The sequence below is a fragment of the Rhodococcus sp. ARP2 genome (assembly GCF_001029585.1).
Classification (GTDB): Bacteria; Actinomycetota; Actinomycetes; order Mycobacteriales; family Mycobacteriaceae; genus Rhodococcus_F; species Rhodococcus_F erythropolis.
The window spans coordinates 16,754-39,353 of sequence record NZ_LEKE01000051.1 but is presented as its reverse complement, the minus strand read 5'-3'; the positions used below and the strand labels follow the sequence as shown (position 1 = coordinate 39,353).

General features: G+C 62.1%; 21 protein-coding genes. 12 read left to right on the top strand and 9 right to left on the bottom strand.

Annotated elements, in window-relative coordinates; genetic code table 11:
- Positions 1-9: 9 nt before the first annotated feature.
- The 8 genes from ABX74_RS12505 to hutG all read left to right on the top strand — a co-directional run bounded on the left by ABX74_RS12505 (position 10) and on the right by hutG (position 10,506).
- Positions 10-801, top strand: coding sequence for an IclR family transcriptional regulator (locus tag ABX74_RS12505; protein WP_047888945.1), 792 nt, complete (start codon positions 10-12; stop codon positions 799-801).
- A 109-nt stretch (positions 802-910) separates the two neighbouring features.
- On the top strand, positions 911-2,479 hold the full coding sequence (gene hutH, locus ABX74_RS12500) for a histidine ammonia-lyase (protein ID WP_046379310.1): 1,569 nt from the start codon (positions 911-913) through the stop codon (positions 2,477-2,479).
- Entirely contained in the window at positions 2,476-3,549 is a 1,074-nt protein-coding gene (locus ABX74_RS12495) for a histidinol-phosphate transaminase (protein ID WP_047888944.1), read from the top strand. Before hutH ends, ABX74_RS12495 begins: the two co-directional genes overlap by 4 nt.
- A 16-nt stretch (positions 3,550-3,565) precedes the next feature.
- The gene (locus ABX74_RS12490; RefSeq protein ID WP_047888943.1) at positions 3,566-4,930 is read left to right on the top strand and encodes an FAD-binding oxidoreductase; all 1,365 of its coding nucleotides are present in this window, start codon (positions 3,566-3,568) and stop codon (positions 4,928-4,930) included.
- Positions 4,931-5,132: 202 nt separating this feature from the next.
- Complete coding sequence (locus tag ABX74_RS12485; protein WP_047888942.1) at positions 5,133-6,569, top strand: purine-cytosine permease family protein; 1,437 nt, start codon at positions 5,133-5,135, stop codon at positions 6,567-6,569.
- Between the two features lie 43 nt (positions 6,570-6,612).
- The gene (gene hutU / locus ABX74_RS12480; protein ID WP_019745352.1) at positions 6,613-8,286 is read left to right on the top strand and encodes a urocanate hydratase; all 1,674 of its coding nucleotides are present in this window, start codon (positions 6,613-6,615) and stop codon (positions 8,284-8,286) included.
- A gap of 37 nt (positions 8,287-8,323) precedes the next feature.
- Positions 8,324-9,514 (top strand): imidazolonepropionase, encoded by a 1,191-nt coding sequence (hutI, locus tag ABX74_RS12475; protein ID WP_029256288.1) that lies wholly within the window; start codon positions 8,324-8,326, stop codon positions 9,512-9,514.
- A 23-nt stretch (positions 9,515-9,537) separates the two neighbouring features.
- On the top strand, positions 9,538-10,506 hold the full coding sequence (gene hutG / locus ABX74_RS12470) for a formimidoylglutamase (protein ID WP_020909181.1): 969 nt from the start codon (positions 9,538-9,540) through the stop codon (positions 10,504-10,506).
- Here the strand turns inward: hutG and ABX74_RS12465 are convergent.
- On the bottom strand, positions 10,503-11,156 hold the full coding sequence (locus tag ABX74_RS12465; protein ID WP_053062026.1) for a TetR/AcrR family transcriptional regulator: 654 nt from the start codon (positions 11,154-11,156) through the stop codon (positions 10,503-10,505). The genes hutG and ABX74_RS12465 overlap by 4 nt on opposite strands.
- A gap of 110 nt (positions 11,157-11,266) precedes the next feature.
- Here ABX74_RS12465 and ABX74_RS12460 point away from each other — a divergent pair, with 110 nt between their 5' ends.
- On the top strand, positions 11,267-11,641 hold the full coding sequence (locus ABX74_RS12460) for a nitroreductase family deazaflavin-dependent oxidoreductase (protein WP_021331953.1): 375 nt from the start codon (positions 11,267-11,269) through the stop codon (positions 11,639-11,641).
- Positions 11,642-11,650: 9 nt separating this feature from the next.
- Here the strand turns inward: ABX74_RS12460 and ABX74_RS12455 are convergent, their stop codons facing one another.
- The 4 genes from ABX74_RS12455 to ABX74_RS12440 form a co-directional block, all read right to left on the bottom strand.
- The gene (locus ABX74_RS12455) at positions 11,651-12,202 is read right to left on the bottom strand and encodes a TetR/AcrR family transcriptional regulator (protein ID WP_021331952.1); all 552 of its coding nucleotides are present in this window, start codon (positions 12,200-12,202) and stop codon (positions 11,651-11,653) included.
- Positions 12,203-12,229: 27 nt separating this feature from the next.
- Positions 12,230-12,916, bottom strand: coding sequence for an ABC transporter ATP-binding protein (locus tag ABX74_RS12450; RefSeq protein ID WP_021331951.1), 687 nt, complete (start codon positions 12,914-12,916; stop codon positions 12,230-12,232).
- The gene (locus ABX74_RS12445) at positions 12,913-14,043 is read right to left on the bottom strand and encodes an ABC transporter permease (RefSeq protein WP_031330803.1); all 1,131 of its coding nucleotides are present in this window, start codon (positions 14,041-14,043) and stop codon (positions 12,913-12,915) included. Before ABX74_RS12445 ends, ABX74_RS12450 begins: the two co-directional genes overlap by 4 nt.
- Positions 14,044-14,186: 143 nt before the next feature.
- Positions 14,187-15,137 carry a TauD/TfdA dioxygenase family protein gene (locus tag ABX74_RS12440; RefSeq protein WP_020970840.1) on the bottom strand — a complete coding sequence of 317 codons (951 nt, stop codon included), beginning with the start codon at positions 15,135-15,137 and terminating at the stop codon, positions 14,187-14,189.
- A gap of 128 nt (positions 15,138-15,265) precedes the next feature.
- Between ABX74_RS12440 and ABX74_RS12435 the strand changes: the two genes are divergently transcribed.
- The 3 genes from ABX74_RS12435 (at position 15,266) to ABX74_RS12425 (ending at position 18,600) form a co-directional block, all read left to right on the top strand.
- Complete coding sequence (locus ABX74_RS12435) at positions 15,266-16,081, top strand: MerR family transcriptional regulator (RefSeq protein ID WP_019745361.1); 816 nt, start codon at positions 15,266-15,268, stop codon at positions 16,079-16,081.
- Positions 16,082-16,165: 84 nt separating this feature from the next.
- Entirely contained in the window at positions 16,166-17,722 is a 1,557-nt protein-coding gene (locus tag ABX74_RS12430; protein WP_047888941.1) for an alpha/beta fold hydrolase, read from the top strand.
- A 92-nt stretch (positions 17,723-17,814) separates the two neighbouring features.
- Entirely contained in the window at positions 17,815-18,600 is a 786-nt protein-coding gene (locus ABX74_RS12425; protein ID WP_019745363.1) for an IclR family transcriptional regulator, read from the top strand.
- Positions 18,601-18,605: 5 nt separating this feature from the next.
- Here the strand turns inward: ABX74_RS12425 and ABX74_RS12420 are convergent, their stop codons facing one another.
- Genes ABX74_RS12420 through dhaL form a run of 4 tightly spaced genes read right to left on the bottom strand, consistent with a single transcriptional unit; the run spans position 18,606 to position 22,593 of the window.
- Positions 18,606-19,361, bottom strand: a complete 756-nt coding sequence (locus ABX74_RS12420) for an SDR family oxidoreductase (RefSeq protein ID WP_047888940.1) — start codon at positions 19,359-19,361, stop codon at positions 18,606-18,608.
- Positions 19,348-21,078, bottom strand: coding sequence for an IlvD/Edd family dehydratase (locus ABX74_RS12415; RefSeq protein WP_029256295.1), 1,731 nt, complete (start codon positions 21,076-21,078; stop codon positions 19,348-19,350). The genes ABX74_RS12420 and ABX74_RS12415 overlap by 14 nt, the downstream gene beginning before the upstream one ends.
- Positions 21,071-21,964, bottom strand: coding sequence for a 3-keto-5-aminohexanoate cleavage protein (locus ABX74_RS12410; RefSeq protein ID WP_020909189.1), 894 nt, complete (start codon positions 21,962-21,964; stop codon positions 21,071-21,073). Before ABX74_RS12410 ends, ABX74_RS12415 begins: the two co-directional genes overlap by 8 nt.
- The gene (dhaL, locus tag ABX74_RS12405; RefSeq protein ID WP_020909190.1) at positions 21,961-22,593 is read right to left on the bottom strand and encodes a dihydroxyacetone kinase subunit DhaL; all 633 of its coding nucleotides are present in this window, start codon (positions 22,591-22,593) and stop codon (positions 21,961-21,963) included. Before dhaL ends, ABX74_RS12410 begins: the two co-directional genes overlap by 4 nt.
- Positions 22,594-22,600: the final 7 nt, after the last annotated feature.

Sequence of the window (22,600 nt, the reverse complement as noted above, 5' to 3'; positions counted from 1 at the left end):
ACACCCCACATGACGACGAGTCGCGTGAAATCTGCTGAGCGCGTGCTCGACGTGCTCGATCTCCTGGCCCGCCGGGGTGTGCCGCTGGCGACGGCCGAAATCTCGAGCGCCCTCGACCTGCCGAAGAGTACGACGCATCATCTACTCAATGTCATGCGAGATCGACGGTTCGTCTCGTACTGGGCTGATCAACGCGCCTGGACCCTGGGTGTCTCGGCGTTCGAAGTCGGTGCGTCGTACATGCGCTCGGGCCCACTTCACCGTGAGGGCCAACGATTCATGCTGGCACTCACTCAGTCGACGGATGAGACGTCCCATCTGGCGGTACTACAGGGCTCTGACGTCATCTACCTCGACAAACGTGAACCGCTGAAGCCGGGCGTGCGATTGGTGACCGAAATCGGGACTCGCCTGCCAGCGCATCTCACCGCAGTCGGGCGCGCGATTCTGAGCCGTCTGGACGTGGAACAGATCAGCGCGCTCTACGAGGGATACACCTGGCCGACGCGGACCGGAACGGGACCGTCGACGCTCGCCGAACTGCGAGAACTGCTCGCCGCAGCACGTGAGAGCGGATATGCGGTCGAAGAGAATGCGACGACATCCGGGATCAATTGCATCGCCAGCCCCGTGATCACGCGGGACGGTCGTCCGGTCGCAGCTCTCGGCGTCACCTTCCTCTCCGGCTCCAAATCGGCCGAGGAGAGTGCCCTGATCGCCGACCGAGTGCGCGCCGTCAGCGCCGAGTTCTCCGCCGATCTCGGAGATCGAATGGTGGAGACCCCGCCCGCAGACATGTAGCCAATTTCTCCGCTGCATACTTTGCGGGCCTTGTTTTCGTCTCATATTCAAGACTAGAGTCTCGTATACAAGACTTGCTGGAACACCGCCGCATCATCATTGGAGTCCCATGAACGCCACCCCTGCCACCCATACAGCCACCCGAACCATTGAGGTCGGAATCGGCGCTGTCACCATCGCCGACGTCGTCGACGTCGCGCGCAACGGTTACGGCGTCGCATTGACCGCGGAATCACTGACCGCGATCGCCGAAAGTCGTGCACGCATCGAGGCCCTGGCCGCAGATCCCACGCCGGTCTACGGGGTTTCCACCGGATTCGGCGCACTTGCCACCCGGCACATTCCGGCGCATCTGCGGACGCAGTTGCAGCGCAGCCTGATCCGCTCACACGCGGCAGGTTCGGGACCGGAAGTCGAACGCGAAGTGATCCGGGCCTTGATGCTTCTGCGCCTGTCGACGCTCGCCACCGGAAGGACCGGAGTGCGCCCCGTGGTCGCACAGGCGTACGCCGACCTACTCACCGCAGGCATCACCCCGGTGGTGCACGAATACGGCAGCCTCGGATGCTCGGGAGATCTGGCACCACTGGCTCATGTGGCGATGGCAATCATCGGCGAAGGTTCCGTCCGCACCGCCGACGGTGAACTCACCGATGCGGCAACGGCATTGGCTGCCCATGGCCTCGAACCGGTGGTTCTGGCCGAGAAAGAAGGCCTCGCACTGATCAACGGTACCGACGGGATGCTCGGCCAACTGGCCCTTGCGATCACCGATCTCGATCATCTGCTCAAGTTGGCCGACATCGCTGCCTCCATGAGCGTCGAGGGCTTGCTCGGCACAGATCAGGTGTTCGCCGCGGACCTCCAAACGCTTCGCCCCCACCCCGGCCAGGGCGCGGCCGCGTCGAACATGGTGCGTCTGCTTGCCGATTCCCCGATCGTCGCCAGCCATGCGGGCCCTGACTGCACCAGGGTTCAAGACGCGTACTCACTGCGGTGCGCACCGCAGGTCGCCGGCGGCGCACGCGACACCGTCGATCACGCCCGCCTCGTCGCCGGGCGCGAATTGGCCAGTGCTGTCGACAATCCCGTTGTCACCCTCGACGGACGGGTTCGATCCAACGGAAACTTCCACGGAGCTCCCGTGGCCTACGTCTTGGACTTCCTCGCCATCGTGACCGCGGATGTCGCGGGTATCAGCGAACGCCGAACCGACCGCTTCCTCGACGTAGCACGCAACCACGGTCTGACTCCCTTCCTTGCCGACGACCCCGGAGTCGACAGCGGACTGATGATCGCGCAGTACACACAGGCTGCCGTCGTGTCCGAACTCAAGCGACTCGCAAGCCCCGCCAGCGTCGATTCGATTCCCTCCTCGGCCATGCAGGAAGATCACGTCTCCATGGGATGGTCGGGTGCACGTAAGCTCCGCCGGTCCATCGACGGTCTCACCCGAGTTCTCGCGATCGAGATACTCACTGCAGCACGAGGAATCGATTTGCGATCCCCACTCGAACCCTCACCAGCCACCGGAGCCGTCCTTCGGACCCTGCGCGAGAAGGTGCAGGGGCCGGGCACCGATCGCTTCCTGTCCCCCGAGATCGAGGCCGCGGTGGACTTGGCGGCATCCGGTGCACTCGTTGCGGCCGCGGAGAACGCGATCGGCGCCCTGGCATGAGCGCGCCCGGAGCGCTGCGGCCTCGCCCCCGACCCGAAATCGAAGCACTCCCTCGATACTCCAAAGCCGCAGGCCTCGAGCAGGTTCGGTGGCGGGCGTCGAGCAACGAGTCGACGGTTGCACCCTCGGCGGCAATTCTCGAGGCCGTCAATCTCGCGGCCTCACACTCGCACTTGTATCCGTCGCTGTTCGGCGACACGCTGATCGCCCGGTTGAGCGACCGCCTGGGTGTCGGCGACGACCAGGTATTGGTCGGCGCCGGGTCGTTGGCACTGCTCCAGCAGGTACTGACCGCATACACGGGCCCGGGCACCGAAGTCGTCTACCCGTGGCGCAGCTACGAGGCGTACCCGATACTGATCGGAATCGCCGGGGCGAGCGGTGTACCCGTCGCACTCGATTCCGAACATCGGCACGATCTGAGTGCAATGGCGGCAGCCGTGACTCCGCAGACCCGCGCGGTACTCGTCTGCAACCCCAATAATCCGACCGGAAGCGAGTTCTCGACCGCCGAGTTCGTCTCGTTCGCCCGCTCGATCCCGGGTGACGTCCTCATCCTTCTGGACGAGGCTTACCGGGAGTTCGCGACCAGCGATGTCGACGGCGTCGACCTGCTTCGAGCCTTTCCCAACATCGTCGTATTCCGAACCTTCTCCAAGGCTTACGGATTGGCCGGCCTTCGGGCCGGCTATGCCATCACCAATCCGGCGATCGCAGCGGATCTTTCCAGCGCGGCACCGCCCTTCGGGCTCAGCGCCGTTGCCGAGGCCGCGGCCTGCGCAGCGTTGACCGATCCGGCGCACACCGATTCGATAGTCGAAACGGTAACCGCGGGTCGCGCTCACCTACGTGAGCAATTGGCTCTGCGCGGCGTCGAGACGGTCCCGAGCGGCGCCAACTTCGTGTGGATCCCTCTCGGCGAGAGAGCTTCTGCACTAGAAGCGGCTTGCGTCACCCAGGGTGTCTCGGTCCGGATGTTCCCTGGCGAGGGGGTGCGGGTCACCGTCGGCGAGCGGGCCGCAGAAGACGCCGTGATCTCAGCTGTGGACGCTCTCGCACAAAACCTTTGACCGACTGGAGATAAGAATGTCCGTCCACGAACTCGCTCGGTCGATCGGTTCGAGTCGCCTGATCACCGACCCGGCGGTAATGGACTCGTACCGTCGCGACGAGGCCCATCTCGCCGAACCCGGCCATCCGGCAGCCGTCATGCTCGCTGAAACTGCGGCCGACATTTCCGAGGCTCTGAAATGGGCTACTGCTCACCGTGTCCCGGTGGTAACCCGCGGTGCGGGAACCGGTTTGGCGGGTGGCGGGGCAGCCGTCGAGGGCTGCCTGGTCATCTCGACCACTCGCATGCGCTCGATTCTCGAGGTCAATCCGGACGATCAGCTGGCTGTCGTGGAAGCCGGGGTGATCAACGCTGACATCAGCCGAGCAGCAGACGAGTACGGGCTGATGTACGCCCCCGATCCGAGCAGCTTCGAGATCTCCACGATCGGCGGAAACATCGCCACCAACGCCGGTGGACTTCGTTGCGTGAAGTACGGCGTCACCCGCGATTCAGTCTTGGGTCTCGAGGTTGTGCTCGCCGACGGTCGGATCGTGCGGACAGGCCGAAGGACCGTCAAAGGTGTTGCGGGATACGACTTGACCAGTCTTCTCGTCGGTTCGGAAGGAACACTCGGAGTCGTCACGAGTGCCACGCTCAAGTTGCAGCCCAGGCCCAAGAGAGCACCGGTCACCGTCGTCGGCAGTTTCGATTCTCTCCGCTCCGCAGCGGACGCGGTTGCCGCGGTCGTTCGCGACGGGATCGGGCCGAGCCTGCTGGAGCTGATCGATCGAGCAACCCTTCGCGCAGTCGACGACTGGAAACGAATCGGGTTGGAAGACAACACCGCCGCGATGCTGATCGCACAGGCCGATGGGGTCGACGCCGACGCAGCAGCCGCGGCGATGCAGAAGCACTTCGAGCAGGCCGGCGCCGATTTTGTCGCCGTCTCACAGGACGCAGCAGAAGCCGCACAGCTACTCGAGATTCGCCGACTCGCCTATCCTGCATCCGAACGACTCGGGCAATGTCTGGTGGAAGACGTCGGGGTCCCGCGGTCGAAACTGCCCGACATGCTCGAAAGTATCGACCGGGCTGCCGCCGAGCACTCGGTCAAGATCATGACCGTCGCGCACGCGGGTGACGGCAACGTCCATCCGACCTTCGTCTTCGACCGCACTGCCGACGGCTCGGCCCCCGAAGCCGTGTGGACCGCCGCGGACGAGGTCTTCCGGCGTGCTCTCGAACTCGGCGGAACTCTGACCGGAGAGCACGGCGTCGGCGTTCTGAAGCGTCGCTGGCTCTCTCTCGAGCTCGGTGAGGACAGCATGCAACTGCACCGATCGATCAAGGCCGCGTTCGATCCACTCGGAATCCTCAACCCTGGTAAGGGTTTCTGATTCTCGAGCGGTGTTACACAGCATTTACGCGAAATCGGGTTTCAGGTATTGACGCCTGTATATACAGGCATATACATTTATCCGCAGTGACAGTGACCCAGCGCACAGAGCACCAGGCGCAAAGCACCAAGCACGAAGAAGGTGGGCAATACCCCGACGTCGATTCCGTCGCTCGACGGGCTCGCAGCAGAAAGACAGGCCTATGACTCACGATGGACCGGCCGAGGTCATCCTCACTCCGGAACGACGCACTATCGACGTCGTCCCGGATGCAGAACGACACGGCACCCCGCGCAGCCAGTTCACTCTCTGGTTCGGCGCCAACATGCAGATCACGGCAATCGTCGACGGTGCTCTCGCCGTCGTATTCGGCGCGGACGCCATCTGGGCAATCGTCGGACTTCTGATCGGCAACATCTTCGGTGGCGCTGTCATGGCGCTTCACTCCGCACAGGGCCCGCGCATGGGCCTCCCCCAGATGATCTCGAGTCGCGCCCAGTTCGGCGTCAAGGGAGCCGTCGTACCGCTAGTTCTCGTCATCCTGATGTACCTCGGCTTCGCTGCCACCGGCACCGTGTTGGCCGGCCAAGCCGTCAACAAGATCCTGCACATCGACAGCCCCACCGTCGGCATCGTCGTCTTCGGTCTCCTCACCGCATTCGTCGCGGTCACCGGCTACAAGCTGATCCACATCGTCGGCAGGATCGCCACCGTCGTGGGCATCGTCGGATTCTCCTACCTGGCCGTTCGACTGTTCCTCGAGTACGACGTCGCCTCGTACGTCGGTATCAAGGGCTTCGACATCGTCACCTTCCTGCTCGCGATCTCGCTGGGCGCCGGTTGGCAGCTCACGTTCGGCCCGTACGTCGCCGACTACTCGCGTTACCTGCCGCGCAGCACCTCCGAGAGCACTACCTTCTGGTCGACGTTCCTCGGTAGCGTCATCGGATCACAGTGGTCCATGACCTTCGGCGCCCTCGTCGCGGCCTGCGCCGGCGACGCGTTCCTGGGTAACCAGGTCGGCTTCATGGGAGATCTGGCCGGACCCGCCGCCATCGCCTTCCTGATCTACTTCGTCATCCTGGTCGGCAAGCTGACGGTGAACGTGCTCAACGCGTACGGCGGATTCATGTCGATCCTGACCACCGTCACAGCCTTCAACGGCCAGTCACGAATCTCGAGCACCGCCCGTACCCTCTACATTCTCGGTTTCACCGCTGTCTCGGTGTTGATCGCCATCGCCGCCAGCGCCGACTTCCTGGACAACTTCAAGAACTTCGTCCTGGTGTTGCTGATGGTGTTCACGCCGTGGAGTGCGATCAATCTGATCGACTACTACCTGATCTCCAAGGAGCGCATCGACATTCCGGCGCTCTACGACGTCAACGGTCGATACGGAGCATGGAACTTCACCGCATTGGTTTGCTACGCCGCCGGCGTTCTCGCCCAGATCCCGTTCCTCGCCCAGAAGATGTACACCGGCCCCGTCACGGACATGCTCGGCGGCGCCGACATCTCCTGGATCGTCGGCATCGTGTTCACCGGCCTGATCTACTACCCGCTCGCCAAGCGCACCAGCAATCCACCTTCGTCGATGATCTACCCCGATCACACCGCGATGACCGACTCTCGCGTCTGATCCCCCAACATCTTTCGAACTTCAGTTAAGCAAGGAGAACACCATGGAAATCAGCACCCCCGGCCACGAGCCGCGCCCCGTCCGTGCTCCCCGCGGCCCCGAGCTCACGACGCTCGGTTGGCAGCAGGAGGGCGCCCTGCGCATGCTCATGAACAACCTCGACCCCGATGTTGCCGAGCACCCGGACAGCCTCGTCGTCTACGGCGGAACCGGTCGCGCAGCACGTAGTTGGGCGGCATTCGACGCCATGGTCGCCACGCTGAAGACGCTGAAGAACGACGAGACCATGCTGGTGCAGTCCGGCAAGCCGGTCGGTGTCTTCCGCACCAACGAGTGGGCACCGCGAGTGCTGATCGCCAACTCCAACCTCGTCGGTGACTGGGCGAACTGGGAAGAGTTCCGCCGTCTCGAAGACCTCGGCCTGACCATGTACGGCCAGATGACCGCAGGCTCTTGGATCTACATCGGCACCCAGGGAATCCTGCAGGGCACCTACGAGACCTTCGGCGCCATCGCGAAGAAGCGCTACAACGGATCGCTCGCCGGAACGATCACCCTCACTGCGGGTCTCGGCGGAATGGGCGGCGCTCAGCCTCTCGCCGTCACCATGAACGACGGCGTCGCGATCTGCGTCGACTGCGACATCACCCGCATCGACCGTCGTATCGCCCACAAGTACCTCGACACCAAGGCCGACAGCATCGAGCACGCGCTCGAACTGGCGACAGCGGCACGCGACGCCAAGAAGCCGCTCTCCATCGGCCTCGAAGGCAATGCGGCAGAGATCTTCCCGGCGCTGCTGGAGATGAAGGCCCCCATCGACATCGTCACCGACCAGACCTCGGCCCACGATCCCCTCGCCTACCTGCCGATCGGGATCGACTTCCCCGACATGAAGATCATGTCGGAGAAGGATCCGCAGAAGTTCACCGAAGATTCCCGCAACGCGATGGCCGCGCACGTCAAGGCCATGGTCGGATTCATGGACGCCGGCGCCGAGGTGTTCGACTACGGCAACTCCATCCGTGACGAGGCCCGCAAGGCCGGCTACGACCGCGCTTTCGACTTCCCAGGATTCGTTCCGGCCTACATCCGCCCGCTCTTCGAAGAAGGTCTCGGCCCCTTCCGCTGGGCAGCTCTCTCCGGTGATCCCAAGGACATCGAGGCCACCGACAAGGCCATCCTCGAACTCTTCCCCGAGAACGAGCACCTGCGTCGCTGGATAACCATGGCAGGCGAAAAGGTTGCCTTCGAGGGCCTTCCGGCCCGCATCTGCTGGCTCGGATACGGTGAGCGCCACCTCGCGGGCCTCAAGTTCAACGAGATGGTCGCCTCGGGCGAACTGTCCGCGCCGATCGCCATCGGCCGCGATCACCTCGACTCGGGATCGGTCGCCTCGCCGTACCGCGAAACCGAATCGATGATCGACGGGTCCGACGCGATCGCCGACTGGCCGCTGCTCAACGCCCTGGTCAACACCGCGTCCGGCGCTTCGTGGGTTTCACTTCACCAAGGCGGCGGCGTCGGTATGGGACGCTCCATCCACGCGGGACAGGTGTGCATCGCCGACGGCACCGAACTCGCAGCCAAGAAGCTCGAAGCGGTTCTCACCAACGATCCCGGGATGGGCGTCATCCGGCATGCGGATGCAGGATACGACCACGCCATCGACACGGCGGCCACGCGCGGCGTCCGTATCCCGATGACCGAGAACTGAAACAGCTCCACCACCTCACACTGAGTTAGGAATGACATTGACCACGAATGGTTCTCGAACCACAGTTCTGACCAACATCGGAACCCTCGTCACCAATGACCCGACTCTGGGTGAGGGCAAGCTCGGCGTACGACACGACGCGGCAATCGTTTTCGACGACGGCGTTGTTGCTTGGGTCGGCGATTCCGCCGACGCCCCGGCTGCCGATATCGGTCAGGATATCGGCGGTCGGGCCCTGCTCCCCGGTTTCGTGGAGAGTCACTCGCACCTGGTGTTCGGTGGCGAGCGGGCCGAGGAATTCGCAGCTCGCATGGCGGGCGAGAAGTACGCCGCCGGCGGCATTCGCAACACCATCGAAGCGACGCGCTCGGCCACCGACGAGCAATTGCAGGCCAATGTTCGGCGCCTACTCGACGAATCCCTGCGCTCGGGCAGCACAACCGTCGAATGCAAGACCGGGTACGGGCAGAACACCGAGAGCGAACTACGCAGCGCACTGATCGCCGGACAGTTCACCGACGAGGTCACACTGCTGGCCGCCCATGTTCCACCACCCGAATATGCCGGCCGCGCCGATGATTACGTCGCCATGGCGTGCGACGAGATGATCCCTGCCTGTGCGCCACACGCGAAGTGGATCGATGTCTTCTGCGAGCGAGGAGCATTCAACCGCGAACAGGCTCATGCAGTCCTGAGCGCAGGCGTAGCCGCCGGACTGATCCCCCGCGTCCACGGCAATCAGCTCGGCGAAGGGCCAGGAGTTCAGCTCGCCGTCGAGATGGGAGCAGCGTCCGTCGACCACGTCACGTACGTCACCGCCGAGGACATCGACGCCCTGGCTCAGAGTTCCACCGTCGCAACACTGTTGCCCGGCGCCGACTTCTCCACCCGCAACAAGTACCCCGACGCACGCGCACTGCTGGACGCCGGAGTCACCGTAGCTCTGGGCGCCGACTGCAATCCCGGTACCTGTTACACCACGAGCCTTCCGTTCTGCATCGCAATTGCGGTGCGAGACATGCACATGACGCCCGCTGAGGCAGTCTGGGCAGCCACTGCAGGTGGCGCTCGGGCGCTGCAGCGCACCGACGTCGGAACCCTTTCTCTCGGAACACGTGCCGACGCCATCGCGCTCGATGCACCGTCGTACCTCCACCTCGCCTACCGCCCGGGCGTGCCACTGGTGCGCGAGGTCTGGAAAAACGGCGCACTCGCCACAAGCTACTGAAATACACTCACCGGGAGGCCGTCGTGGCAAATCAGATCGCAGTCGACATCGAACCCAAGCCGTGGACCGGGCGCTCCGACGGCACCACTGCCGAGCATCTGCGGTGGCATCATGCCGTGCAACCGTATTCAGCCGAAACAGCTCCCGGCGACTGTGTTCTGATCGGATTCTCCAGCGACGAAGGAGTCCGCCGCAACAACGGCCGCCGCGGCGCCGCGGATGGCCCGGACGCATTGCGAGCGGGGTTGGCCTCCATGGCGCTGGCCGAACCACTGCAGATTCAGGACGCGGGAACCGTTGCCGTGTCGGGTGAAGAACTCGAGGCCGGTCAGTCCGCACTCGGGAACGCCGTCAGTGCCGCGCTCGATTCGGGACACTTCCCCGTGGTTCTCGGGGGAGGACACGAAATCGCCTACGGTACATACCTCGGCGTCGCGGGCTCCGAGTTGCGAACAGCCGGAGCCAAACTCGGAATCCTCAACTTGGATGCGCACTTCGATCTACGTGGCGACCCGATCCCCAGTTCCGGCACGCCTTTTCGTCAGATCGCCGAGGACGAAGCCGCGGCAGGCACCTCACATCAGTACAGCGTGATCGGAATCAGCCAACCGAGCAACACCACTGCTCTGTTCGACACGGCTCACCGCCTTGGCGTTCGCTATCTGCTCGACGAAGAATGCGGAGTGATCGGTCGAGGCGTCGTGGATCAGTTCCTCGCAGACTTCCTCGACGACGTCGATCTGGTCTACCTGACCATCGACCTCGACGTGCTTCCCGCCGCCGTGGCGCCGGGCGTCAGCGCACCCGCGGCCTACGGCGTCAGCCTGGAAGCAATCCAATACGTATGTGATCGAGTCACATCCAGCGGAAAGCTCGCGGTTCTCGATGTCGCCGAACTGAACCCGAGCCTCGACATCGACAATCGCACTGCCCGGACCGCTGCTCGCCTGATCCACCGGATAGTCACCAAGCACGTGCCGGTTCGGCGCTAGCATCGGCGCGCCTCCAGCGCATCGAGGATGAGATCGAGACCGTAGGCGAACTCACGCGTGTGGTCGTAAGCCGGACTCAGACCGTGATCGACGATCATCTCGTGAAGGAAGGGCAACTCTCCAGCCGGAAGGTGCTCGAGGATGTCACTCGCAACTTCTTCGACGTCGACGGGCCCGCTGATCGGCAGATTCGCCTCCTGGAGAACATATCCGCCGATGTAGCTGTCGATCAGCGAGACTCCGTGGGCGGCCATCGGGAGTGTGAACCCGGCCTTCCGGAGCACTCCGAGCACAGCGTCGAGATGACGCAGGGTCGCCGAGCCAGGGTTGCGTCGCGAATCCAGCAAACCGAGAGCCCAACGGTGCTGCGACAGGACTGTGCGAGCGGAAAAGGCGCGTCCACGGATTGCATCTCGCCAATCCGCACACTCGCCGTCGGGTAGGTCGATCGCCTCGAAGACCGCATCGACGACGCCGTCGAGAATCGCATCTTTGTTGGGAACGTGGTGGTAGAGCGACATCGCCTCGATGCCCAACTCCTGGGCCACCCGTCGCATCGTGACGGCCTCGACACCACCCGCGTCGGCAACGCGGATCGCACCCTCGATCACGCGAGTCCTGTTCAGCGACTGTCGCGGTTGCCGTGACACACAGACTCCCCTCCGAGGAACGAATACGTTGACAACCTTACATCCGTAAGTCACCCTTACAGGTGTAAGTCAGCCTTACGTTCGTAAGGCGCTCGCGAAGGGAGACCGCAATGCCGATGCCGAGATGGTGGGGACATGTCAACAAGCGAGTGTTCAATCCTCGTGCGATCTCGAGCGGGAAATGGCCGGTACTGACACACGTCGGACGCACATCCGGCACGACCTACCGGACACCTCTCGACGCCTATCCGGTCGAGGGTGGCTATGTCTTCATTCTGGTGTACGGATCAGGCTCGGACTGGGTGCAGAACGTCTTGAAAGCGGGAAGCGCTCGACTGTCGGTCGACGAGACGGAGGTGCGCCTTGGCGCCCCGCGCCTCGTCACGAAAGACGAAGCATTTCAAGCACTTTCCTCAGATGTGTCCCAACCCCCGAGACTGCTCCGCATCACCGAGTACCTTCGGATGGATCTGATTACGGCCTGAGGCTGCCCGTCACGCGAGGACCTCACGCACGGCGGACCTGACTTCGTCCATGCTGCAACCGGATTCGATCAGTTCAGTACCCGTATGCACCAGCGAGTTGATCAACTTGGCGGTGAGCTTCGGGTCCGACACGCCACGGAGGCGAAGGGCCTCGACAAGCGGAAGCACAAGACTGTCGTGCATTTCCATGATCCGCGAATCTCGAAACGTTTGCGGGGTCAGCGTCGCCAGCGCTCCGACTATCGCATGCTCCCCGTCGGCAACCAGCTGGAGGTTTGCCTCGACGTACGCCCATACCGGATCGTCTGCGCCTGCCATCGCCTCGACGATCTTGTCGTTCCAGCGCGGGAACATGTCTTCGACGACGGCACTGAGGAGATCTTCTCGGGACCGGAAGTAGTGGTAGGCACTCGACCTGGCGAGCCCGGCCTTCGCTGCCACCTCACCGAGCCCCGGCGGCCGGTCCGGGGTCTCGGACAGAAGAGCGTGTGCAGCGTCGAGGAGGGCACGCCGCTGAGCAGCACGATGCTCGACCACAGTGGGGGCATCGATCCTCGGCACCGAATCTCCTCCAGTCCCCTTGCGGGCTTACTCGCTCTGACGCAATCGACCGTCAACCATTTCGAGGATGCGGTCGCAGTGCCCGAGCACGTCGTGATCGTGGGTCACCATGATCGTAGCGACGCCGGCCTCGTGAGTTTCGCGCGAGAGCAGTTCAACCACCTCATGGCTACGTTTTCGGTCGAGAGCAGCCGTCGGTTCGTCGACGAGCAGTAGCGAGGGATTGCTCATCAATGCCCGAGCGATTCCGACGCGCTGTCGTTCGCCGCCGGAGAGTTGACCAGGTCGACGATCCGCACGGTGGCTCATACCGACCGAGTCGAGCAATTCCTCGGGATCGCGCCCCGGCCGCCCCGTGAGCTTGGGAATCAGCCGAAGCTGATCGCGCGCCGTCAGCGCTGGAATCAGATTGCCGGATTGAAAGACGAAGCCGACCTTGTCTCGTCGAAGTTTGGCCAATGCACGGGCCGGCATCGCCGACACGTCGACGCCGTCGATGACAATCGTTCCACTCGACGGCCGACCGAGTCCGCCGGCCACAGCGAGCAAGCTCGACTTTCCAGCCCCTGACGGCCCGACGATCGCGACGAGTTCGCCGCCCGCGACCTCGAGGTCCACGTTGTCGAGGGCGAGCACTGTGGAGTCACCGTCACCGAATCGAAGACTGACAGCGGTCAATACCAGTCCGGTAGTGGTTTTTTCGACTGTGGTCATCGGTTTTCCCCCAATGCGGTGAGCGGGTTGACACGCGTAACGCGGACGATGGAAACGGCTGCGCCGATCAGCCCGAGTACCGCCAAGAGCACTGCGCCGTTGACGACAGGGCCGGACTCCAGAGCGAACGGCATCCCACCGCCTTCGAGTCCCGAGCCGAGCCCCAAGCCCAGCAACACACCGATGCCGATGGAACCAAGCAGCACTACCAGTGCCTGTGCCATGCCGTCGCGAAGCAGAAAGCCGGTGGAGGCTCCCATCGCACGCAACACTGCGAGTTCGCGACCACGCTGAACTGTCCAGATACTGAAGAATGCGCCGACGACCAGTGCGGAGATCGCGTACAGAAACGCCTTGATCATCGACATTGTCATCATTTCCGCGGAGAAGCCCGGTGAGGAGTCGAAAGATTCCTCGAGCGTCTTTGCAGACGTTCCCGCCGCCGCATCTCCCGACACGAGGTCCGGCACTACATCGTCCAGGCCCCGAATCGCAACGACACTCGCTTCGGAATAGGCACTGGCGTTGGCGGTTTCGCCGATCTTGGCACCGGCGTGAACCTCCTGCCAGGTACGCAGGGGCAGGTAGGCGACGTCTACGTGCCCGAAAGTGCGCTTGTCTTCGGTGAATCCGACAACTGTCAGCTCCGTACCGAGTCGATCGAGTATCACCGTGTCACCGATCGCAACACCATCATCACGGAAGGTAGAGCTGACGATGATGTCCGTGTCGGCTTGCAGTCCCCTCCCGTCGGCGGTGACGGGCTCGAGGAAGGAGCCAGGTTCGATACCGAAGAGCGTGAGATCGACAGGCGTGCCACTGCGAGTTTTTGCATTGACGATCATGTTGCCGAAGAGCTCGGCGTCTTGGACATCGGGTTGCATGCGCCATGCCTGCGCCTGCTCTTCGGTGACGACCGAGCGCGAAAACGCCGAGTCGGCTTTGGTGTCCGGGGCGAAGGCAAACGCCTGGATCGGCGTCCGCTGCAAAGCGGAGACACCGTCGTTGACCAGGCCGGACGAGAGGCCGGACAGGATCACCATCAAGATCGAGATGAGGGCAACCACGGCGCCCATCAAGAGGAATCGGTTTCGCGCAAACCACAGTTCACGCAGGGCGAGGAACATTCGGGAAGCTCCAAAGTCGTCGGTGCGAGTCACGCCGACTTTTATCGACGCCTTGTCGAAATCATATCGACAAGGCGTCGAAAAACTATGTGAGGTGCGTTACTACTATTCGTAGTAGACATCGTGAGGCGCTGAGCGTCGTATCAGTCCCCGACGCCCACTGGCCGATCGCCGACAATCGAGATTCGATCCATCACACGACGAGCCGGGAAGTAGTCACTGGCCGCGTAATGCTGGCAGGTCCGATTGTCCCAGAAGGCAACAGTATTCGGCTCCCACTTCAGTCGGACCTGGAATTCCGGACGATTGACGTGGCGATACAGCATCGTGAGAAGTTCGTTCGATTCCTCTTCGGATACGCCCAAGATCCGTTGCGTGAAGGTCATGTTGACGAACAACACCCGCCTGCCGCTTTCCGGAATGACCCGAACCACCGGATGCTGCACCGCAGGGAACTTCGGACGCAACATCTCGACCGCATCCGCCGGCATCGACCTGCCGAACGAGTTGATCCAATCATGTTCTGCAACAAGCGGGTCGATACGCTTCTTGACGTCTTCCGGAAGCAGATCGTAGGCAGCAGCGGTGTCAGCCCACAACGTGTCACCACCCACCTCTGGCACCTCGACTGCACGAAGTACGGCTGCAAATGAAGGAAACTCGTGCCACGTCACGTCGTTGTGCCAGTTGTTCTCGACGCCGCCGACCATCGCATCCTTGGCCAGCGTCGTGACATCGACGTCCGTCTGCCCTGGCTGCGTGTACTTGAAGAACGGATGCTGTTCGAGATCGCCCCAACGCTCGGCAAAAGCTCGATGTTCTGCTCGGCCGAGGTCCTGATCCCGAAAGAAGAGGACTTTCCATTCGAGGAGAGCGCGGCGAAGTTCCGCAATCACGGCATCAGACAGGTCCCCACCGAGTCGAATGCCGGAGATTTCCGCTCCGATCGTCGGCGTGACCGCCTTGACCGCAAAGTGTTCGTACGGCGCCGGAACTACGGACTCGGGATTCCGGCGAGCGACAAGTGGACCATAGGCAGCAAGCGGATCGGTGGGGATCGGAAAGATCGTTGCCGCAGGCAAAAGGGTAGCCATCAAGGCACTTCCTCGGAATCGACGATGTCGTAACGGACAAAATCCAGATTAAGGCTATGCCCTTAACGTGTCAACGGTCACGTTCTCCGGCGCGCACCTTGACCCTGACGCCGCGTCAGGGTTGGAGAATGGTTTCCACAGACGAAATCCGAATCGACAAACGGGAGGGCGAGGCGATGATGACCATCGGCGAGCTGGCGAATCTGGCCGGCACCACCGTCAGATCCGTGCGCTACTACCACTCGAACGGGCTTCTCGAAGAACCACAACGCCAACCCAACGGCTACCGCATGTACCGGGCGGTGGACCTGGCACGACTGAGCCGCATCCGCCGCCTGCGCGATCTGGGGATTCCTGTTGCCAAGATCGCCGAACTGCTCGACGGCGACGCTCACGACACCCGGTCCGCACTCGACGCACTCGACAAGGAACTGGCAGCCAAGGCCGAACAGATCGCGGTTCAACGTGCTCACATCGAGTCGCTACGCCGCAACGCCGATCCCGAACTACCCGACGCGTTTTCGGAAGTGCTCGCACAGTATGTCGTTGCCGGTGCACCGACAGCGTGGATCGACAACGAGCGCGAACTCCTGATCCTCGCGCTCACCGTCTCCGGGGGTGATCCCGAAGTCTGCGATTCACTCCTGAGCGCACACCGCCGGGCGTTGGCGAAGCCGAACCGCAAGCAGGCAATCGAATTGATTACTCGCATGTACGCCCTCACCGACGCTCCGGCGGACGCCGACACGATTGCGGCCCTTGCCATTCAGTTCTGCGATTTCACCGAGAGAGTGCTTCCTGAACAGGCCGCACCGGAACGCCCTTCACCCACCCGGTTGGTAGCGGTGCTGCGCGAGCACCAAGCAGATCGAAGAACCCCGACCCAGGAAAGATTCGCGAAGGCTGTAGCGGCCGAGTTCGCTGCCCGCCAGTCTCGACCCTGAAACTCCGCCACTGAATCCCCACATCGGAAGTGGGGTGATCAACGCTGCCCGAAAATGGGCTCGAAACAAGGACACGACACGACAATGACTGGATCCATCATGCCCAGATCACGCACGCCTCGACCACGAAAGTGGCTGGCTACCACAATCGCCGCTGCCGCACTCGCCGTACCTGCGCTGGCGGCGTGCTCGGATCCTGCTGCTCCGCAGGAAGATCCACAATCGAATCTCAGCGCGTTCTACGACCAGGATGTCGAATGGGGGCCATGCGCCACAGACACCGGAACATCGACGGCAAGTGACTGTGCCATGGTCACAGTACCTTTGGACTATTCCGCCCCTGACGGCAAGACGATCGAAGTGGCGATCTCGCGGGTCGCATCCACCGACCCTGCACAGCGACGCGGGATCCTGCTCACCAACCCTGGTGGCCCGGGTGGCCGAGGACTGGGATTGCCCGAGATTCTGAATGCCGGGATGACACCGGAAGTCGCAGCGGCATACGACGTCATCGGCATGGACACCCGAGGGCTCGGCAAGAGCACGCCGATCGACTGCGGCGTCGAGCAGATGACATGGATGCGTTCACCGGGTACCACAGAGGAAGGGTGGAACGAAAGTGTTGCGCTCGCACGCGAAGCCGCTGACACATGCTGGGACAAGTACCCGGACTATCTGCCGCACATCAATACTCAGAACATCGCCCGCGACCTCGACGTGATTCGTGGCGCCCTCGACCAGGAGAAGGCGTCGTACGTCGGGTGGTCGTACGGCACATATCTTGGTGCGACCTATGCTCAAATGTTCCCAGACAGGATCGACCGTGTGGTTCTCGACAGTGCACCGGACCCGAAGAAATACGGATACGAGATGTTCCAGGACATGGGCCCGGCCAACGAGAAAGCGATCGACGGATTCTCACAGTGGGCAGCAGAACGCAATTCCACCTATGCACTCGGATCGACGCCCGCCGAAGTTCGCGCCCTCATCGAGAAGCTGATCTCGGACGCGGCCACCACTCCGATTCAGATCGGTGACTACGCCGTCGACGATCACGTCCTTCCATTCCTGATGTACGTCAACGGAACCGGGGACACCGAAAAGGAAAGCGAGGCATTCGCGCAGGTATTGGTTCAGTTGCGCGAACTCGCCGCAGGCAAGACCGTCGAGGACATCCATCCCCAGCTGACGGGACTGATGCAGGCATGGTTCCAGACCGAATTGGGGACCGGCCCTGACTATGCCGGAACAATCGCCATTGTCTGCGGAGACGTGTCGATGCCGAGCGATCCCGCGTGGTATCGCAACAAGTTGGAGGAGCACCGTGGTGATCAGCCGATCTTCGCCGGTACGCACAACACGATCATGCCCTGCGCGTTCTGGCGCAGTGAGGCCCCGAAGCGGATCGACATCGACAACAATGTTCCGGCATTGCAGATCCAGGCAACCGGTGACACCCGCACGACGTACGACGAAGGCCTCGGCATGCATGAAGCGATGAAAGGTTCACGGCTCGTGACAGTTCCAGGCCGCACTCATGCGGTGTTCCCCGGCTACGCGAATACTTGCGCAAACGCCGCCGTCAACTCGTACCTGCTCGACGGCTCACTGCCCGCCGAAGACGTGGTGTGCGAGTCGTGACGATATCCGGCGATCCCATCACCGGAAGACCTGCGTGATCTGATGCGCGATTGCCCCTCGACAATCGCGCATCAGGCAGACAGAATAGTTCGGTGAGTCCCATTCATCGGGCCGATGGCGAGGTTTCCGCAATTGGTCGTTCCACCGAGATCCTGAAGACTTTTCGTGACAGCTCAGGCGTTCTCAGCGCAGCCGCGCTTGTTCGACGGACAGGCATGGCCAAAACAACGGTGTATCGAATGGTCGACGATCTCGTCCGAGTCGGGTTGCTCGAACGGCAAGGAACCAACTACCGCTTGGGTCTCCTCCTGTTCGAGATCGGCGAATCTGTTCCACGGCAGCGAAACCTCCGCGAAGCAGCGCGGCGCCACCTTTCGGCCTTGCGTGAAGCAACGGGGCACAACGTGGGACTCGCTGTATTGGACGGTTTCGACGTGGTTTACCTTGATGTCTTCCGTGGCGACGACGGACCACGCCTTCCGCAGCAAATCGGTGGTCGGTGGCCTGCACACGCAAGTTGTTCCGGCAAAGCAGTATTGGCGTTCACCAACTCTCGGGATTTCACGATGCCCACTGTCCTCGAAGCACACACCGAGAACACCATCACCGACCCCGAACTCTTCCACCGAGAACTGGATCGTGTTCGCAAGCGTGGTGTCGCCTTCGACCGCCAGGAAGCATTTCCCCGGATCGTCGGCGCCGCAGCACCAATATTCGGCCCGGACGAAGACGTCCTCGGCGCCATCTCCATTTCCGGTATGGCAGGCCGAATCAATCTGACCCGTATCGACGCGGCGGTGCGGACGACGGCAATCGCCATCTCACGCGATCTCTCGAGCGCCCAGTCCGTCGTCCGCCCTGTCCTACAACGACGCTGACGCCGTCAACCGCGCCCGACGTACGGCATCCGGTTTGCCATGATCGTCAGAGTCGGGACATTCACGTCGAGTGGTAGATCTATCAGTTGCACAACGGTGTTCGCGACATGACGAGGATCGAATGTCGGCTCGGGCCTGGTGGTGCCGTCAGCTTGTCGTGCCGAGTGGCCGATTCCGGCTGTCATGTCAGTTGCCGCATTGCCGATGTCGATTTGACTGCAACAGATGTCGAATTCTCGGCCGTCGAGAGAGATCGACTTCGTCAAACCTGACACACCGTGTTTGGTCGCGGTGTAGGCGGCACTGTCAGGCCGGGGCGTGTGAGCGGAGAGCGACCCGTTGTTGATGATCCGGCCTCCTCTCGGATCCTGTGTTTTCATGATACGAATCGCTTCACGCGCACAAAGGAATACGCCGGTGAGATTGGCTGCGACTGTCGCCTTCCACGCTTCAGGATCGATCTCGTCCACACTCCCCGACGGCCCGAATGTCCCTGCGTTGTTGACAAGCACATCGAGTCTGCCGAAACGCTCAGTCACGGATGTGAACAACCGGTGAACCGATTCGGGCGAGGACACATCAGCGGGAATTACCACTGCACGCTCGTGACCCCCACCTGTCGCTTCCAAGCTCACGCTGTTTCGACCAGCCAATACAACGTGGTGTCCTGCATCGAGTAGACCTCTGGCCATTGCGCGGCCGAGTCCCGACCCTGCACCGGTCACGACCACGACTCGGCCGACACGCTCAGTGATTGTCACCGTGTACCTCCGTTCCACGCCTGCCCACCAGGAAATCGAAATCGACTCCGCGGTCGGCCTGCATCACATGATCCACGAACAGTCGTTGATACCCACTCGTACTCTTTTGTACGCGTGGCGGCAACGCCTCGAGACGCCTGGCCAGCTCGTCGTCGTCGACGAGTACACGCAAGACTCCACGAGCAACATCCAACTCGATCAAATCACCATCCCTGACCGCGCCGAGAGGCCCACCGGCTCCCGCTTCAGGCGCAACGTGCAAAACGACTGTGCCGAAGGCTGTTCCGCTCATTCGCGCATCCGAGATCCTGACCATGTCTCGCACACCCTGCTCGAGCAGCCTTCGAGGGAGTGGCAGATTACCTACCTCTGGCATACCCGGAAACCCCTTCGGCCCAGCACCGGTGAGGACGATGACGTCGTCGGCTTCGATGTCGAGATCCGGCGAGTCGACGCGCGCCGAGAAGTCGTCCATTCCGTGAAACACGACCGCACGACCCACGTGGCTGAGCAACTCGGGCGACGCCGCAGACGGCTTGATCACTGCACCGTTCGGCGCGAGATTGCCGGTCAATACCGCTATGCCGGCTTGCTCCAGCAACGGTGCCGCCGTGCTACGAATTACGTCGTCATCCCAAATCGTTTCGCCGGAGTTGTTCTCACCGAGAGTCTTTCCGGTAACCGTGGCGGCATCCAGATGGAGGATGTCTCCGAGCTCGGCGATCACCGCGGGCAGTCCGCCTGCGTAGAAGAAATCTTCCATCAAATAGGTACCCGAAGGCATGAGGTTGACCAGCAGGGGAACGTCACGACTCTGCTCCCCGAAATCGCTGAGTTCGAGGGGAATTTCCAGCCTCCCGGCGATGGCAAGCAAGTGCACCACAGCGTTGGTGGACCCACCGATAGCCGTGTTCACCTTGATCGCATTCTCGAATGAATTTCGGTCGACGACCGAAGACATCGTCAGGTTCTCGACGACCATCTCCACGATTCTCACGCCGCTGTCGCGTGCAAGTACACGTCGCCGTGAATCCACTGCCGGGATCGCAGCATTACCGGGCAGCGTGAGGCCCAAAGTCTCGACAATCGAAGCCATCGTCGACGCGGTGCCCATAGTGTTGCAGTGACCAGGCGATCGAGACATCGCCGATTCCGCTGCTCTGAACTCACATTCGCTCATGCACCCCGCTCGCACTGCTTCACTCATCTCGAACACCGAGGTTCCAGATCCGACAGTTTTACCTTGATGGCGGCCGTTCAACATGGGCCCACCGGATACGACAATGGTGGGAAGGTCACAACTGGCTGCGCCCATTACCAGCGCCGGGGTGGTTTTGTCGCAGCCGCAGAGCAGTACGACGCCGTCGATCGGATTGGCTCGAATCGACTCCTCCACGTCCATGCTGACGAGGTTCCGATAGAGCATCGTGGTGGGGCGGATGATCGTCTCACCCAATGACATCACCGGAAACTCAACTGGAAATCCGCCCGCTTCGATGACACCCAGTCGCACCTGCTCGGCCAGATCTCTGAAGTGAGCGTTGCACGGCGTGAGCTCGGAATACGTGTTGCAGATACCGATAACCGGTCGGCCGTCGAACATCCGATCAGGGATACCCTGGTTCTTCATCCACGAGCGGTGGATGAATGCATTGAGATCATTGCCTCCGAACCAATCCTGCGAGCGAAGTGTTCTACTCGTCGGTGTTCTACTCATCCGAACCCTCCAAACCAAGGATTGCCCTTGCCTCCCCAGGTGTTGCAGGCTGCATTCCGAGTCGCTGGACGATGTCGACGATGTTCTCCACCAAACGAACGTTCTCGGCCGGCTCCCCATTCGCGAGAAACGGATAGTCTTCGATTCCCACACGCACGTGCCCACCGAGCACGAGTGCATGAGTCAGACCACGCAGTTGATCTGGCCCGCTGATGCTCACGGAGAAGACCGATTTCTCCGGTAGGTGTTCCACCATCTGCTGCAAGATCTGCGGGGAGTACGGCATCGCATTCTGAAAAGTTCGATCAAGTCCCAGTACAAGATTGACGAGGTGCGGGCCAGGCTGCTCTTCGGTCAACGTACGTATCTCCTGGAGCAGATGTGACGGGCTGAAGGCCTCCCATTCAGGTTTGATTCCTAGTTCGCGCATTGACGCTGCCAGTTCGGCGGCACGACTGGGCGGCGTGTCCATCAGTACCTCACCGACCGGTGATGTCACATAGGCCGTGATGGCATCGAGCGTGCATGTGTCTGCTCCGCCATGCAGGCCCTGCAGCCTCGCGTCCCAGTCCACGACGCGCGTTCCGTCACTGCGAACACTCACCATGTCACCGTTGACTCCGCCGCCGGTCGAGTTGTTGATCACGATGTCGCAGCTTTGGCGGACAAGCGTATTCATCCGCCGATAGATTGCGGCATCACAGGTCGCTTGATCGTCCGGTCGTCGAGCATGAAGTGCTGCCACGCTGGCTCCAGCGCTGTGGCAGCGTGCCACATCCGCCGCAATCTGCTCAGGCTGAGTCGGAATGAACGGATTGTCGGCAACAGTGAGGAAGCCACCCGTCGGGGCAACTGTGACGATGACCTTGTCTCGCAGATCGCTCATGCCGGAACGCTCTTGTAGCTGGATGCGGCGAAGAACATGGCAATCGCCGATGCCCCAGGGTCCTCGACGCCCCTGGCGTGTTCTCCCACGTAGGTCGCGCGTCCGCGGCGGGCGAGCATCGCGCGAGTCGATTCGGCGCCGAGCCTCGCAGCCGTGGCCGCAGAGCTCAAGGCAGCAGACAAGGTTGCCCCGCTGACTGCCGCCTCGGTCAATGCGCTGGTTGCGGGGACCATGGCGTCGACCATGGTCTTGTGACCCACCTGGGCATTGCCGAGACGCTGCACCGCAGCTGTCGCCGTACCTAGGGCAGAAGCCAAGTCTGTTGCGGTCACTTCAACTCCAGAGACTGCTCCGATCCGGCCGAACCACAGACCGAGAAGTGGTCCGCTTGTCCCACCGATGCCGAGAAACGCATCCGACGTACGGGCGAACACTTCACCAGGACTGGTCGGCGGGTCGGAACGAAGTCGTTGCACCGCACTTCGCAGGCCCGTCCGCAGATTCATTCCGAAATCGCCGTCTCCGACAAGCCGGTCCAAATCTGTGAGGGAATCGAATTGATCTTCGGCGGCGTCGGCAAATCGATCGATCCACGCCCGAGTGTCCCCAACGCTCAACGTTGTCATCATGAAACTC

What these genes read in the sequence shown, in the direction of transcription:
- ABX74_RS12505 (WP_047888945.1), top strand. Translation starts at nt 10, where the DNA reads ATGACGACGAGTCGCGTGAAATCTGCTGAGCGCGTGCTCGACGTGCTC.
- hutH (WP_046379310.1), top strand. Translation starts at nt 911, where the DNA reads ATGAACGCCACCCCTGCCACCCATACAGCCACCCGAACCATTGAGGTC.
- ABX74_RS12495 (WP_047888944.1), top strand. Translation starts at nt 2,476, where the DNA reads ATGAGCGCGCCCGGAGCGCTGCGGCCTCGCCCCCGACCCGAAATCGAA.
- ABX74_RS12490 (WP_047888943.1), top strand. Translation starts at nt 3,566, where the DNA reads ATGTCCGTCCACGAACTCGCTCGGTCGATCGGTTCGAGTCGCCTGATC.
- ABX74_RS12485 (WP_047888942.1), top strand. Translation starts at nt 5,133, where the DNA reads ATGACTCACGATGGACCGGCCGAGGTCATCCTCACTCCGGAACGACGC.
- hutU (WP_019745352.1), top strand. Translation starts at nt 6,613, where the DNA reads ATGGAAATCAGCACCCCCGGCCACGAGCCGCGCCCCGTCCGTGCTCCC.
- ABX74_RS12460 (WP_021331953.1), top strand. Translation starts at nt 11,267, where the DNA reads ATGCCGATGCCGAGATGGTGGGGACATGTCAACAAGCGAGTGTTCAAT.
- ABX74_RS12450 (WP_021331951.1), bottom strand. Translation starts at nt 12,916, where the DNA reads ATGACCACAGTCGAAAAAACCACTACCGGACTGGTATTGACCGCTGTC.
- ABX74_RS12445 (WP_031330803.1), bottom strand. Translation starts at nt 14,043, where the DNA reads ATGTTCCTCGCCCTGCGTGAACTGTGGTTTGCGCGAAACCGATTCCTC.
- ABX74_RS12440 (WP_020970840.1), bottom strand. Translation starts at nt 15,137, where the DNA reads ATGGCTACCCTTTTGCCTGCGGCAACGATCTTTCCGATCCCCACCGAT.
- ABX74_RS12435 (WP_019745361.1), top strand. Translation starts at nt 15,266, where the DNA reads ATGGTTTCCACAGACGAAATCCGAATCGACAAACGGGAGGGCGAGGCG.
- ABX74_RS12430 (WP_047888941.1), top strand. Translation starts at nt 16,166, where the DNA reads ATGACTGGATCCATCATGCCCAGATCACGCACGCCTCGACCACGAAAG.
- ABX74_RS12415 (WP_029256295.1), bottom strand. Translation starts at nt 21,078, where the DNA reads ATGAGTAGAACACCGACGAGTAGAACACTTCGCTCGCAGGATTGGTTC.
- ABX74_RS12410 (WP_020909189.1), bottom strand. Translation starts at nt 21,964, where the DNA reads ATGAGCGATCTGCGAGACAAGGTCATCGTCACAGTTGCCCCGACGGGT.
- dhaL (WP_020909190.1), bottom strand. Translation starts at nt 22,593, where the DNA reads ATGATGACAACGTTGAGCGTTGGGGACACTCGGGCGTGGATCGATCGA.